This window comes from Streptomyces sp. SYP-A7185 (assembly GCF_046103685.1).
Taxonomy (GTDB): Bacteria; Actinomycetota; Actinomycetes; order Streptomycetales; family Streptomycetaceae; genus Streptomyces.
In genome coordinates, this window is record NZ_CP122310.1 from 7,212,084 (window position 1) to 7,225,854 (window position 13,771).

Below are 13,771 nucleotides of genomic sequence, written 5' to 3' on the forward strand. Positions count from 1 at the left end.
CGGCCACGGCTTCCCCGACCGCCGCGCGCCGGGCCGCGCCCCGCCCCTCCCCGCCCAGCGTGGTGTCCGAAACCCGCCAGCCGGTGGGGCGGGCACCCCGCACACTGGGTGGTGTGATCGATGAAGAGACCAGGTACGAGGCGGTGCGCAGCCGCGACGCGCGCTTCGACGGTGAGTTCTTCTTCGCCGTCGAGACCACCGGCATCTACTGCCGGCCCAGCTGCCCCGCCATCACCCCGAAGCGGCGCAACGTCCGCTTCTACCCCACCGCTGCCGCCGCCCAGGGCTCCGGCTTCCGAGCCTGCCGGCGCTGTCGGCCGGACGCCGTGCCGGGGTCGGCGGAGTGGAACGTCCGCGCGGACGTGGTGGGCCGTGCCATGCGCATGATCGGCGACGGCGTCGTCGACCGCGAGGGCGTCTCGGGACTCGCCGTACGGCTCGGCTACAGCTCCCGGCAGGTCCAGCGCCAGCTCACCGCCGAGCTGGGCGCCGGTCCTGTGGCTCTCGCGCGGGCCCAACGCGCCCACACCGCGCGGGTGTTGCTCCAGACGACGGCCCTGCCCATCACGGAGATCGCGTTCGCCGCGGGGTTCGCCAGCGTCCGGCAGTTCAACGACACGATCCGGGCCGTGTACGCCCTGACGCCCACCGCGCTGCGGGCCGCCGCGCCCCGGGGCGGGGGTGCGGGGCGGGCGACCCCGGCCGCCGGGGTCCCGCTGCGGCTCGCCTACCGGGGGGCCTACCAGGCCGGGGCCGTCTTCGACCTGCTCGCCGAGGAGGCCGTCGCCGGGGTCGAGGAGGTCGCCGGGGAGCGGGGTGCGCGGACGTACCGGCGTACGTTGCGGCTGCCGTACGGCACGGGGATCGTGGCCGTCGAGGAGAGTGACCACGGGGTCGGCGGATGGCTGGACGCCCGGCTCCACCTGACCGATCTGCGGGACCTCACGACCGCCGTCCAGCGGTTGCGGCGGCTCTTCGACCTCGACGCGGACCCGTACGCCGTGGACGAGCGGCTCGGCGCCGATCCGCGGCTCGCCCCGCTGGTCGCCGCGCGGCCCGGCCTGCGCTCGCCGGGGGCGGCCGATCCCGAGGAGTTCGCGGTGCGGGCCTTGGTGGGCCCTGCGGAGGCCGCGCTGCTGGTGGAGCGGTACGGGAAGGCGCTGGACGCGCCGTGCGGTGCGCTGAGCCACGTCTTCCCCGAGGCGGGTGCGCTGGCCGATGAGGCGGGCCCGGTGGGGGAGTTGGCGCGGGCGCTCGCCGAGGGGCGGGTGCGGTTGGACGCGGGGGCGGACCGGGAGGAGGCGGGGGCGGGGCTCCTGGCTCTGCGCGGCATGGACGCGGAGGTGGTGGGGCTGATCCGGATGCGGGCGCTGGGGGATCCGGACGTGGGGCTGCCCGGTGAGGCGGTGCCGGACGGGTGGCGGCCGTGGCGGTCGTACGGGGTGCGGCATCTGCGGTATCCGGCCCGTCCGGCGTAGCCCCGCGTTTCCGGAAGGGGCGGGGTGGGGGAGAGCTCACTCCTCCAAGCCCCAGCTGTGGATCCGGCGCGGGTGGATGCGGATCAGTTCCTCGCTGAAGTGAGGGCCCAAGTCGTGCGGCCCGGTGAGGAGTTCCGCCTCGCCGCGGATGTCCACGCCCCGCACCTTCCAGGGCCGCTCGCTCACGATGTCGTCGACGACCAGCGACACCTTGGGGTTCTTCTGGAGGTTGCGCCACTTCTTGGTGGCGCCCAGCGCGTACCCGCCGATCAGGATCGTCCCGTCGTCCTGCGGGAAGAATCCCACGGGATTCGCCTGCGGCTGCCCCGTCGCGTCGACGCTCGCCATACGGCCCAGACGCTGGGACTTGAGGTACGCCCGCTCGGCCTCGCTGAATTCGGTCATGGCGCGAGCCTCGCACGCGTACCCGGCAGACCCCAGCTCGGCGCCGCCTCGTTCGGCTCCACCGGAGTGATCCGCAGCCGCGGCCGATCACCCTCGGCCGTGATCAGCGCCGACTCGCCCCGCCCGAGGGTGATCCGGACGGTGCCCTCGCCCACCTCCTCGTACGGCAGCCCGCGCCCCCGCCCGTCCCGCACCTCCACCGCCCCCGCGATCCCGTGCCGTACGACGCACGGCGCCCCCGCCTCGCTCACGAGCCGCACCCACCGCGTCACCCCGCCCTCGCGCACCGCGCTCAGCAGGAACGCCCCCTGCGTACGGAAGTCGTGCACCGTGAGGTCCGCCCACGCCGACGGCAGCGCGGGAAAGACGCGGATGACGTCGCCCCAGGACTGGCAGACCATGTCGTGCAGGGACTGCGCGGCGGAGAGCGGGGTCTCGATGACCGGACCCGACTCCTTGTACATCGTGTTGGGCCGGATGAAGCGGGCCATCAGCTCACCGAGGTACTTCAGCGCGTCCTCGCCCTTGCCGAGCAGCGCCGACATCGACGCGGCGCCCGTGAACGTATAGCCCTGCAAGGCGCCTTCAAAGCCGACCCAGTGCGCCAACGACCGCTCGATCAGGGCGCGTTCGTCCGCCGTGCGGCCCGTCACCTCGTACAGGGGATACACCGCGAGCAGATGGGAGTAGTGGCGGTGCGACTTCGCGAAGGGGATGTCCGCGCCGATCATGTAGCCGTTCGCGTCGGTCGGGTACGGGGTCAGCCGGCCGACCACCTCCCGCCAGCGGGCGGCCGACTCGTCGTCCACGCCCAGGATGTCCGCCACGTCGATGAGCGTGCGGCAGCCCCACGTCAGGAGCATCAAGTCGTAGGTGCAGTCACGGGAGTTGCCGCCGTACTCGGGGGAGTAGGTCGCCGGCAGGTGCAGCTTGCCGTCCGTGCCCGGCTCCAGGAAGTGCAGGTAGTAGGTGACCGCCTTGCGCAGCAAGGGGAACAGCACGTCGCGCAGGATCGACTCGTCCATGGTGTGGCGGTAGCTCAGCCAGACGTTGTGCAGCGCCCAGAGGAGGTTGCCCACCTCGGGGGTCGGCGGGTCCTGGCCCGGAATGCCGACCCCGTAGCCGCCGTCCGTCACCGACGCGCCGTTCACCAGGGACGGGTCCGTGGTGCGGGGGATGCCGAGGGAGTCCGCGCGGTAGGGGGCCGCCATCTCCTTGGTGAGGTTGCCGCGGAACTCGCTCAACGCGCGCGTGACGGCGTCCAGTTCGAGGTGGTTGGAGCCGTGGATGAGCCAGTACTCCAGCTGGACGTTCAGGTTCCACCAGGTGTTGGGCCACGGCGTGGGTTCGAGCCATGGGCCACAGGTCGCCATCACCGGGGCGTCGCGGCGCGCGGCGGCCGCCGTCTTGTAGAGCTGGATCCAGTAGAAGCGCTGCATCCTGGCGTCCGGCAGGGACAGGAAGCTCTTGCGGTAGTACGCGTGCCACCACGCCCGGTGCGACCGCGCGAGCCGGTCGTACGAGAGGCCCGCCGCGCCCCGCACCGCGCGCACGGCACGGTCGCGTGCCGTCGTCCTCGGGTGCGAGTGCGCCACGTGCGCGTACAGCGTCCGGGTGTCGCCCCGGGTCCGCTCCCGCCACGCGGTGACGTGCTGCCCGCCCGCGAGCAGGGGCTGCACGGCGGCCGTGACCCCGTCGTGCTCCTCGGTCTCGGCGGGCGGGTTGCCCGCGTACCCCTTCGGCAGCGGCTTGAACGCGGCGCGCGGGCTGATCGCCTCCGCGGGGTGGAACACCCAGCCGAAGCCGCGCTCGCCCGCGCTGGGGGTCACCTCGACGACCAGGACGGAGCGCGTGTCGTGGACCTGCGCGCGGAGCGTCAGGGTGCCCCGGTCGGTGGTGAGGGTGCCGGTCAGTTCGGCGTCGCGCAGCCGCAGGCGCCAGTCGACGCCGGTGATCCGGCCGACGGGCTCCAGCGTGAAGTGGCCGATCGGCAGGCGGGCCAGGCCGAAGAGGGAGCCGAATTCCGGGCGGTGGTCCTGCACCTCGGAGTGCTGGACGTTGAAGCGCAGGGCGGTGGCCGTGCCGTCCGGCCGCGTGCCCGGTTCCGCGTAGATGCCCGAGCCGAGGAAGCCGTTGCCGAGGTAGGGGCCCTCGTACCAGGTCTTCGGCAGCTCCCGCCAGACGAGGTCGGCGTCGTCGAGGACGGTGCGCCAGGGGTCGCCCGGCGTGCTCACCTCCGTCGTGCCCCTCCCCGACGCCTCCCGGGGTGCGGCGGTGGCCTGGGCGGGCAGGCCACCGGCGAGGAGCGCGCCGCCGGCCGCGGATCCGGTGGCGAGCACGGTTCTTCTGGACGGTTCTGGCATCGCGTCTCCCGAGTCATCGGAGCTTTACCTCGCTGAAAGCTAGAGAGGGTGCGGCATTCCGTCAATGAGTCGGGAGAGATCCGATGCCCGTCCGTCTACGTGAATAGCTGTCGTATGCACATATGGGCGCATGATGGTGACCCCCAAGGCGCCGCCTCCGCCGCCGCCTCCGCCGCCTCCGCCGCCTCCGCCGCCTCCGGGAGCCTCCGGGACCCCCTCACCCCCAGATCACGGCCCCCAGCCAAGCTCCCGCGATCAACAGGCACGCGAACAGCTCCGTCAGCACGCTCCACCCGCCCGCGCGCATCGCCGTCCGCGTCGCCGTGACCGCCTCTCCGTGGCGGCCGAGCCGCAGCCGTTCGCCCAGGTAGATCCCGCCGATGAACCCCGGCAGCGACCCGATCACCGGCACCACGCAGAACCCGACCAGGGCCCCCGCCCCCGCGAACACGGCCGTCCGGCGCGTGGCTCCGCTCTGCCGGAAGCGGCGGGGCGGCAGCAGCCAGCGCACGCCTTGCGCCACCAGGAGTACGACGGAGGCCCCGACCAGTACCCACCAGGCGACCGGCTCCGGGTCCTGGAGCGCCCACCACAGCACCGCGGCCCACACCAGCCACGGTCCCGGCACCCCGGGCACAAGCACCCCGCCGATCCCGAGCAGCAGCACCACTCCGACCAGCAGGAGTTCCCACGCTCCCATCTGCCAAGCGTGCAGGAAACGGGGCAAAACCGCAGGTCGCGCGAGTCCGTGCGGCCCCGGTGACCGGCGGCTAGCGGGCCACCCAGCCCCGCTCGTACGCGTGCCAGCCCAGCTGGAGCCGCGTCGTCACGCCCGTCAGCTCCATCAGGCGCTTGACCCGGCGCTGCACCGTCCGCAGCCCCAGATCGAGCTGCTTGGCCACGCTGGCGTCCGTCAGGCCCGCCAGGAGCAGCGAGAGGATCTCCAGGTCCGCGCCGTCCGGGCCCTCGGGGGCGTCCTCGTTCACCGAACGGCCGTCCTCGCCGAGCCGCAGCGGCAGCGCGCCGCGCCACACCGCCTCGAAGAGGCCCGTCAGGGATTCGAGCAGGCCGCTCGCGTGCACCACGAGTGCGGCGGGCTCCGCCCTGCGCGAGGTCAGCGGGACCATGGCGAGCGAGCCGTCGGCGATGACCAGCTTCGTCGGCACGCGGTCCACCACGCGCACCTGCTCGTCGCGGCCGATCGCCGTCGACAGCTCGATCAGGCCCGTGGGCATCGCGAGGACGGAGCGTTCGACGACCACGCGGTAGCTCACGCCACGGCCGGCGGCCTGCTCCTCCGCGTCGTTCTCCATGCCGGTGACCGCCACGGGGTTGCCGGTCACCAGCGCGCACACCTCGTCGCTCGCGCCCAGCTGGAGCTGGAGGAAGCGCTGCGAGACCGCGCCCGCGCCGGTGACCACCTCCACCAGGTCGTGCACGGTGGGCTCGGCGGCCTGGGCGCGGTACTCCTCGGCGAGCAGCTTCGCCGCCAGCTCGGCCTTCTCCAGCTCGTGCCGCTGCTGGGTCAGGAGCGCCCCGAGCGCGACACCGGGCGGCGCCGCCACCCACCGGCCTGCCTTGCCCGAGGCCTGGGCCGCCAGGCCGTGCAGCTCCAGGCGGCGCAGCGCCCGTACCGTCTCCGGTTCGCCCAGCGAGAGCCTGCGCGCGAGATCGGGCACGTCGGCGGCGCCCACCGCGACCAGCGCGCGGTACGCCGATTCGTGCAGCTCATCCAGACCTATCGCAGCCAGCATGCGGCGACGCCCCTCCCCGAGGATCCGTTCCGACGGCGCCCTGGCGGAAAACAGCCACGGCGTAAACCCGCCCAAGGACATCATCCCCGCACCCCCCGCCTCTCTGCCAAGGTGACGCCACCGCAGCGCCAACGGCAGCCGGTATGACGGCCTTTGGTCACCTTTCGGCTGTGGTTCCGCATGCCCGTCAACCCTGGGGAGAGCGATGTGCCCGATGGCGCGCACGGCCTTGGGGGCGGCGTCCGCCGCCGTCGGGGTGTTCGAGGTCCCGGCCGAGGACTCCGCGTACGAACTCACCCTCAGCACCCGGAAGATCGGGTCGAACCATGCGGGCGCCACGGGCCGGCAGGTCTGGCTCAGAAGCGAACCGACGGATGCGAACGGAAGTTCCGTCACGCAGACGGTGGCCCGCGCCTACGACGTGCGATAAACACACAGACACCGCCGGGCGGTCCTCCCGTGGGGGGTGGGCCCGCCCGGCGGCCCCCATCACCCTTCCGGTGGCCGGAATTTCCGGATGCACCGTTTTCGTGCGGCCTTTGCGGTGGACAATAGGGGCATGAGCCAGCAGGGGGAGAGGCACGACGGAGCCTCCGGCCAGGAGGACGACTGGTGGGGTCAGCTCTACGACGACTCCGCTCAGGACACGGGTCCGGCCGAGGCGGCCGACACCCTCGACGACAGGTTCGCGTCGGCGGTCTCCGCGGCGGCGGGCGAGGACGTGGCCGATTCCGTCCCTGGCGGCCCCGGAAGCCCCGGGGCCGCCAGGGACGCCGGGGCCGCCAGGGATGCCGGGGATGTCAGCGCCGCCGGGGACCCTGACGCGGAGGGAACGCTTCAGCGCCCCGGCCGCTTCCCCGACCCGGAGCCGCCGCCCCCGGGACTCCACGACCGGCGCCGTGGCGCGCCGGGCGCGGGCGCGCGAGGCGAACCGTTCACGCGGGGCGGGGCTGCCCGGCCCGGGCCGCCCCCGTCGCAGGAGCCGCCCATCACCCGCATCCCCCCGGGCGCCGCCCCGTGGGAGCCCTCCGCCGCGCCCGCCGGGCCGGTCACCTTCCCGGCGGGGCCGTCTCAGCCGTCCGGCGACCCGGGCCGCACCGCCGCCGTCCCCGCGTCCCGCGCGCCCGAGGAGTCCGCGGTGCCGGAACCGCGCGCACCGGCACCGCTGGGACCCGAGCCGCCGGTGGCGCCGGTCGCCGCGGACACCGTCGGGTACGTCGGCGACGGACCGCCCACCTACGACGCCGAGCCCACGGTCCTGCCCGCCGCCGACCCGGACGACCTGGGCGATCTCGTCGCCGACACCGTCCTGGACGGCGCCCGGTACGGCACCTCCACCCTGCGGGCGGTCTCCGTGCGCGGGGACTCCGCGCGCTACCGCGGCGAGCCGCGCCGGGACTCGCTGCTCACCGCGCGCTTCGGGACCGGGGAGAGCGCTCTCGTCCTGGTGGCGATGGCCACCGGCGCGCGTGCCACGCCCGGCGCCCACCGCGCGGCGGCCGAGGCCTGCGCCTGGATCGGGCGGGCCGTGGGCCGCAGCCACCAGCGCCTGTCCGAGGACATCAGGGCCGCCCGGCGCGGCGACCTCAAGAGCGGACTGCACCGCCTCACCGACCGCAGCCTCGGCAAGCTCCGCGCGCACGCGGTCGACCTGGGCATCGAGCCCGAGGAGTACGCCGCCTCGCTGCGCTGCCTGCTCCTGCCGGCCGACCCCGAATGCCGTACCCGCGTCTTCTTCGGTGTGGGCGGTGGCGGGCTCTTCAGGCTCAGGGACGGCTCCTGGCAGGACATCGAGCCCCGCGTCAGCGACACGGCCGGGGACGCGGGGCCGCCCGTCGTCGGGTTCGGTTCCGTGCCGCCGCAGACCCCCGAGGGCGATCGCCTGACCATGGACATGGGGATCATCACGCCCCCGAGTCCGTACGAACCTGCCCCCGAGCCGCCGCCCCGCGAACCCTTCCGCTTCCGGGCCTCCGTAGCCCGCCCGGGTGACGCCCTGATGCTCTGCACCGGCGGCCTCGCCGAGCCCCTGCGCGGCGAGCCCGACCTCGCCGCCCACCTCACCCAGCGGTGGGCCAAGAGCGGCCCGCCGGGCCTCGCGACCTTCCTCGCGGACATCCAGGTCCGGGTCAAGGGGTACGCGGACGATCGAACGGCCGCCGCCGTTTGGGAGGCGTGAGCGCCCCAACCGTGACTTCATGGACCCAAGAGAGTCAAGGGGACTGAAGGGTTCGTGAAGCCATGGCCAAGCAGAACGTCGCCGAACAGTTCGTCGACATCCTCCACCGCGCCGGCGTGCGCCGGATGTACGGAGTCGTGGGCGACAGCCTCAACCCGGTCGTGGACGCGATCAGGCGCACCAAGGGCATCGACTGGATCCAGGTCAGGCACGAGGAGACCGCCGCCTTCGCGGCGGGCGCCGAGGCTCAGATCACCGGGAGCCTCGCCGTCTGCGCCGGTTCCTGCGGCCCCGGCAACCTCCACCTGATCAACGGTCTCTACGACGCCCACCGCTCCATGGCGCCCGTCCTCGCCCTCGCCTCGCACATCCCGTCGAGCGAGATCGGTCTGAGCTTCTTCCAGGAGACCCACCCCGATCAGCTCTTCCGCGAGTGCAGTCACTACAGCGAGATGATCTCCAACCCCAAGCAGATGCCGCGGCTGCTCCAGACGGCCATCCAGCACGCCATCGGGCAGTCCGGCGTCAGCGTCGTCACCCTGCCCGGAGACATCGCCGACGAGCCCGCGCCGGACAAGTCGCCCGAGAGCGCCCTGGTCACCTCGCGGCCCACCGTGCGCCCCGGCGACGCGGAGATCGACAAGCTCGCCGAGATGATCGACAAGGCGGGCAAGGTCACCCTCTTCTGCGGCAGCGGCACGGCCGGCGCGCACGCCGAGGTGATGGAGTTCGCCGAGAAGATCAAGTCCCCGGTGGGCCACGCCCTGCGCGGCAAGGAGTGGATCCAGTACGACAACCCGTACGACGTCGGCATGAGCGGCCTGCTCGGCTACGGCGCCGCCTACGAGGCCACCCACGAGTGCGATCTGCTGATCCTGCTCGGCACGGACTTCCCGTACAACGCCTTCCTGCCCGACGACGTCAAGATCGCGCAGGTCGACGTGCGCCCCGAGCGCCTCGGCCGCCGCTCCAAGCTGGACCTCGCCGTCTGGGGCGACGTGCGCGAGACCCTGCGCTGTCTCACCCCGCGCGTCACGCCCAAGACCAGCCGCAAGTTCCTCGACAAGATGCTGAAGAAGCACGCGGACGCCCTCGAAGGCGTGATCAAGGCCTATACCCGCAAGGTCGACAAGCACGTCCCGATCCACCCCGAGTACGTCGCGTCCGTCGTCGACGAACTGGCCTCCGACGACGCGGTGTTCACCGTCGACACGGGCATGTGCAACGTCTGGGCGGCCCGCTACCTCTCGCCGAACGGCAAGCGCCGCATCATCGGGTCCTTCAGTCACGGCTCGATGGCCAACGCCCTGCCGCAGGCGATCGGCGCCCAGTTCACCGACCGCAAGCGCCAGGTCATCTCGATGTCCGGCGACGGCGGCTTCTCGATGCTGATGGGCGACTTCCTCACCCTCGTCCAGTACGACCTGCCGGTGAAGGTCGTCCTCTTCAACAACTCATCGCTTGGCATGGTCGAGTTGGAGATGCTGGTGGCCGGCCTCCCGTCGTTCGGCACGGCCAACCACAACCCCGACTTCGCCGCCGTCGCCCGCGCGGCCGGTGCCTACGGCGTGCGCGTGGAGAAGCCCAAGCAGCTCGCGGGCGCGCTGAAGGACGCCTTCGCGCACAAGGGCCCCGCCCTCGTCGACATCGTCACCGACCCGAACGCCCTCTCCATCCCGCCGAAGATCAGCTCCGAGATGGTGACCGGCTTCGCGCTCTCCGCCAGCAAGATCGTCCTGGACGGCGGTGTCGGCCGCATGGTGCAGATGGCACGCTCCAACCTGCGGAACTTGCCACGCCCCTGACGTACGGTCAGCGCACCGGCCGCAGCCGCAGCGTCACGATCTGGAACGGCCGCAGTGCGAGCACGAGCCCCGCGTTGTCGGTGTGGGCCGCCTCCAGCGGACGCTCCAGAAGGTCGGTCACCTCGGCCGCGCTCACCGCGAACGACGTGGTGAGCGTGGCCGCCGCGCGTCCGCCCCGCGACTCGTACAGCCGCACCACGACGTCACCGCTGCCGTCGTCCGCGAGCTTCACCGACTCCACGGTCACCGCCGGATTGTCGACGCTCACCAGCGAGGGCAGCACGGGCGCCGCCGCGACCCGCAGCGGCAGGTTCAGCGCGAGCCCCTCCTCGACCGCGTCACCCGTCGTCGCGCCGGGCAGCAGGGCGTACGTGAACCGGTGCGGGCCCAGATCCGTCTGAGGGTCCGGGCTGTGCGGGGCGCGCAGGAGCGTCAGGCGCACGGTGGTGCCCAGCCCCTCGCCGTGCGGCGTGCGCGTCACGTCGTGCCCGTACGTCGAGTCGTTGAGCACCGCCACGCCGTACGCCTCCTCGGCGACCCGCAGCCACCGGTGGGCGCAGATCTCGAAACGGGCGGCGTCCCAACCGGTGTTGGCGTGCGTGGCGCGGTGCACGTGCCCGAACTGGATCTCGGCGGCGGACCGTTCGGCGTGCACGTCCAGCGGGAAGGCGGCCTTGAGCACCTTCTCCGACTCCTGCCAGTCGACGTCCGTGACGATCTCGACGCGTCGGCTGCCCGCCGCGAGCCGGATCTCCTGGGTGATGCGCGACGCGCCGAAGGCCCGCACCACGCGGACGGCGACCCGCAGCGGCCCGTCCTCGACCAGCTCCACGGACTCGGCCGCCGTGAGGTCGGTGTGCGTGTTGCGGTAGTGCTTGTCCAGGTCCCAGGCGTCGTAGTGCGTGGGGTGGTCGGGGTGCAGCTGGAGGAGGTTGCCGCGCGAGCCGGGGGAGAGGACCTCGCGGTGCGCGGCGATGTCGTGCACGGAGGTCAGCAGCCCGTCCGCGTCGACCGCGACCCGCAGATGCTCGTTCAGGAGCTGGATCTCGCCGTCGGCGAGCAGCGCGGTCGCCCCGGTCTCCCGCGTGTAGGACGCGGCCTCCGCCAGGCTCTTGCTGCCCAGGGCCGGGACGTTCACGTGCACCAGGCCGCCGTCCTCGGCCGTGACGACCTCGCTGCGCGCGTACGGCGAGGCGTTGAACGCGGTGGGCCCGCCCGGGCCCAGGGAGCGGACCGCCGCCGCGGTGAGTTCGTCGAGCTCGGCCAGCACGCGCGCGTACGTGTCGCGGGCCTCACGGTGCACCCAGGCGATCGACGAGCCCGGCAGGATGTCGTGGAACTGGTGCAGGAGCACGGTCTTCCACAGCCGGTCGAGGGTCGCGTACGGGTAGACGTACGCCGGGTCGCGGACCGCGGCGGCCGTGCACCACAACTCGGCCTCGCGCAGCGCGTGTTCGGTGCGGCGGTTGCCGCGCTTGGTGGCCGCCTGCGTCGTGTACGTCGCGCGGTGCAGCTCCAGGTAGAGCTCGCCCGACCAGACCGGCGCCGCGGCCCCGTACTCCTCCTCGGCGGCGGCGAAGAACGCCGACGGCTTCTCGATCTCGACGCGCGGCGATCCCTCCAGGGAGCGCGTGCGCCGCGCCTTCTCCAGCATCTCGCGGGTGGGGCCGCCGCCCCCGTCGCCCCAGCCGAACGGCACCAGGGAGCGCGATGCGCGGCCCTTCTCGGTGAAGTTCCGCTCCGCGTGCGCGAGTTCGGCCCCGTGGATCTGGGAGTTGTAGGTGTCCACCGGAGGGAAGTGCGTGAAGACGCGGGTGCCGTCGATGCCCTCCCACCAGAAGGTGTGGTGCGGCATCTTGTTGGACTGGTTCCAGCTCAGCTTCTGGGTGAGGAACCAGCGCACGCCCGCGAGCTTCGCCAGCTGCGGGAACGCCGCCGTGTAGCCGAAGGAGTCCGGCAGCCAGATCTCCTCGGTCTGCACGCCCAGCTCCTCGCGGAAGAACCGCATGCCGTGCGTGATCTGCCGGGCCAGCGCCTCGCCGCCCGGCATGTTGGCGTCCGACTCCACCCACATGGAGCCCACCGGCGCCCAGTTCCCGTCCGCGACGGCCTTCTTGACGCGCTCCCAGATGTGCGGCTGGTGCTCCTTGACCCAGGCGTACTGCTGGGCCTGCGAACAGGCGAAGACCAGCTCGGGATAGTCCTTCGCCAGAGCCGTCACATTGGCGAAGGTGCGCGAAGCCTTGCGCACCGTCTCGCGCAGCGGCCACAGCCACGCCGAGTCGATGTGGGCGTGCCCGGTGGCCGAGATCCGGTGCGCGCTGGCATGGGCGGGACTCGCGAGGACCTCCGCGAGCTCGGCCCGGGCCGCCGCCGCGGTGCCCGGCACGTCGTGCAGATCGAGCGCGTCGAGCGAGCGCTCCAGGGCGCGCAGGATCTCGTGGCGCCGCGGGCGGGCGGCGTCCAGTTCGTACATCAGCTCGGACAGGACCTCGATGTCCAGGGTCAGCCGCCAGACGTCCTCGTCCAGTACGGCGAGATCGGCAGACGCGAATCGGTAGATGAGGCCATCGCCCGCGGTCAGAACGTCGCCCAGGGGTGTCGGTTCGAAGTCGTGCAGAACGGCCGGGTTGGCGGCGGCCTCCAGGAGGAGGTCCACCGGCTCTCCGCCCCGCGCGGCAGCTGCCACGGGAATGTGCCGGTTGCGGGGGTGAATCCCCTTGAGGGGGACGCCCTCCGCGTCGTACACCAGGCCCTCCGCCTGGAAGCCCGGGCCGTCACCGGTGAAGCCGGGGTCGATCACCACCTCGACGTGCCGCCCGCGCCAGGACTCCGGCACCTGACCGCGCAGCCGGAACCAACTCGTTGACCAGGGCTTTCCCCAGGCCGTGCCCGTCTCGAAGGGCTCGTAGGCGGCGTCGATGGCCTCGGCCACGGGGACCGGCTCGCCCGGCGCGTGCCAGACGGAGAGGGTGAGCGGCACGCGGTCCGCGTACTGGGCGGGGCGGATGAACTGCCGCAGGGCGCGCTCCAGGCGTCCCTCCACCAGCAGTCGGTCGTCGTGCACGGCGGCTCCTCGGAAAGCTCGGGCGGGCCGGACAGGACGGTGCCGGGCCCGGTCAGGATCAAGAAGAAACGGTCCACCGCTTCACTTCCCCGCCGGGCTCGGGCGCACCCACGCCAATGGTTGACGCTTGGACATGAGTGCCTCCATCCGAGGGGGGCATGCATTCCGTGAGCGTGTTCGAGCAGGGAGGAATGGACTCGTTTATGGGCGGGGGTCATGACAAGGCAGGTAAGAGAAGGAGGTCCCCTTCATTTCGGGACTTCCTCGCCGAAAGCAGGGGACGATCCGGCCGAAGGCAAGCCGGTGGAGCTCCATCGGGCTCAACTCCGGCGCAGATTGGGGAGATCCGACCTACGAGCGGTGCCTGAGGTCAGGGGCGCGCTGCGCGAACTGCTCCGGACCTGGGGGAGGCCCGGACGATCCGAGATAGCCGAGCTGCTGACCAGCGAACTGGTCACCAACGCACTGGTGCACACCGACCGCGACGCCGTGCTGACGGCGACCGTGCGGCCGGGCAGGCTGCGCGTCGAGGTCAGGGACTTCGTGGGGCGCCGCCCAAAGGTCTGCGCGCCCGACGCCGACGACAGCACGCACGGCCGGGGCCTGATGCTCGTGCAGTCCCTCGCCGACGCGTGGGGCGTGCGGGCGCACGGGGTCGGGAAGGCGGTGTGGTTCGAGCTGGACGGCGGCCCGGCATGACACCGGGCCGCCGGCCGGCTC

The 13,771-nt window shown here is 72.7% G+C and carries 10 protein-coding genes; 5 read left to right on the forward strand and 5 right to left on the reverse strand.

Annotated elements, in window-relative coordinates; genetic code table 11:
* Positions 1-116: 116 nt before the first annotated feature.
* Positions 117-1,478 carry a DNA-3-methyladenine glycosylase 2 family protein gene (locus QBL25_RS31625; RefSeq protein WP_409062840.1) on the forward strand — a complete coding sequence of 454 codons (1,362 nt, stop codon included), beginning with the start codon at positions 117-119 and terminating at the stop codon, positions 1,476-1,478.
* Between the two features lie 36 nt (positions 1,479-1,514).
* Here the strand turns inward: QBL25_RS31625 and QBL25_RS31630 are convergent, their stop codons facing one another.
* The 4 genes from QBL25_RS31630 to QBL25_RS31645 all read right to left on the reverse strand — a co-directional run bounded on the left by QBL25_RS31630 (position 1,515) and on the right by QBL25_RS31645 (position 6,000).
* Positions 1,515-1,883, reverse strand: a complete 369-nt coding sequence (locus tag QBL25_RS31630; protein WP_409060351.1) for a PPOX class F420-dependent oxidoreductase — start codon at positions 1,881-1,883, stop codon at positions 1,515-1,517.
* On the reverse strand, positions 1,880-4,246 hold the full coding sequence (locus tag QBL25_RS31635) for a glycosyl hydrolase family 95 catalytic domain-containing protein (RefSeq protein WP_409060352.1): 2,367 nt from the start codon (positions 4,244-4,246) through the stop codon (positions 1,880-1,882). Before QBL25_RS31635 ends, QBL25_RS31630 begins: the two co-directional genes overlap by 4 nt.
* Positions 4,247-4,463: 217 nt before the next feature.
* Positions 4,464-4,946, reverse strand: a complete 483-nt coding sequence (locus QBL25_RS31640) for a DUF456 domain-containing protein (protein ID WP_409060353.1) — start codon at positions 4,944-4,946, stop codon at positions 4,464-4,466.
* Between the two features lie 70 nt (positions 4,947-5,016).
* Complete coding sequence (locus QBL25_RS31645) at positions 5,017-6,000, reverse strand: helix-turn-helix transcriptional regulator (protein WP_409060354.1); 984 nt, start codon at positions 5,998-6,000, stop codon at positions 5,017-5,019.
* A gap of 214 nt (positions 6,001-6,214) precedes the next feature.
* Between QBL25_RS31645 and QBL25_RS31650 the strand changes: the two genes are divergently transcribed.
* The 3 genes from QBL25_RS31650 (at position 6,215) to QBL25_RS31660 (ending at position 9,984) form a co-directional block, all read left to right on the forward strand.
* Positions 6,215-6,430 carry a hypothetical protein gene (locus QBL25_RS31650; RefSeq protein ID WP_409060355.1) on the forward strand — a complete coding sequence of 72 codons (216 nt, stop codon included), beginning with the start codon at positions 6,215-6,217 and terminating at the stop codon, positions 6,428-6,430.
* 129 nt (positions 6,431-6,559) lie between these two features.
* The gene (locus tag QBL25_RS31655) at positions 6,560-8,179 is read left to right on the forward strand and encodes a protein phosphatase 2C domain-containing protein (protein ID WP_409060356.1); all 1,620 of its coding nucleotides are present in this window, start codon (positions 6,560-6,562) and stop codon (positions 8,177-8,179) included.
* A 62-nt stretch (positions 8,180-8,241) separates the two neighbouring features.
* A complete protein-coding gene (locus QBL25_RS31660; RefSeq protein ID WP_409060357.1) occupies positions 8,242-9,984 on the forward strand; it encodes a pyruvate dehydrogenase in 1,743 nt (580 codons plus the stop codon).
* Between the two features lie 7 nt (positions 9,985-9,991).
* On the opposite strand, the gene QBL25_RS31665 is transcribed toward QBL25_RS31660, so the two are convergent.
* Positions 9,992-13,051: an alpha-mannosidase gene (locus tag QBL25_RS31665; RefSeq protein WP_409060358.1), complete on the reverse strand. Its 3,060-nt coding sequence runs from the start codon at positions 13,049-13,051 to the stop codon at positions 9,992-9,994.
* Between the two features lie 216 nt (positions 13,052-13,267).
* On the opposite strand from QBL25_RS31665, the gene QBL25_RS31670 reads away from it, so the two are divergent.
* Positions 13,268-13,750 carry an ATP-binding protein gene (locus QBL25_RS31670; RefSeq protein ID WP_409060359.1) on the forward strand — a complete coding sequence of 161 codons (483 nt, stop codon included), beginning with the start codon at positions 13,268-13,270 and terminating at the stop codon, positions 13,748-13,750.
* The last annotated feature ends 21 nt before the right edge of the window (positions 13,751-13,771 follow it).

Bases quoted from the DNA above. Each gene is read 5' to 3' on its own strand.
- QBL25_RS31630 (WP_409060351.1), bottom strand. From the start codon at position 1,883: ATGACCGAATTCAGCGAGGCCGAGCGGGCGTACCTCAAGTCCCAGCGT.
- QBL25_RS31635 (WP_409060352.1), bottom strand. From the start codon at position 4,246: ATGCCAGAACCGTCCAGAAGAACCGTGCTCGCCACCGGATCCGCGGCC.
- QBL25_RS31640 (WP_409060353.1), bottom strand. From the start codon at position 4,946: ATGGGAGCGTGGGAACTCCTGCTGGTCGGAGTGGTGCTGCTGCTCGGG.
- QBL25_RS31645 (WP_409060354.1), bottom strand. From the start codon at position 6,000: ATGCTGGCTGCGATAGGTCTGGATGAGCTGCACGAATCGGCGTACCGC.
- QBL25_RS31650 (WP_409060355.1), top strand. From the start codon at position 6,215: ATGGCGCGCACGGCCTTGGGGGCGGCGTCCGCCGCCGTCGGGGTGTTC.
- QBL25_RS31655 (WP_409060356.1), top strand. From the start codon at position 6,560: ATGAGCCAGCAGGGGGAGAGGCACGACGGAGCCTCCGGCCAGGAGGAC.
- QBL25_RS31660 (WP_409060357.1), top strand. From the start codon at position 8,242: ATGGCCAAGCAGAACGTCGCCGAACAGTTCGTCGACATCCTCCACCGC.
- QBL25_RS31670 (WP_409060359.1), top strand. From the start codon at position 13,268: ATGACAAGGCAGGTAAGAGAAGGAGGTCCCCTTCATTTCGGGACTTCC.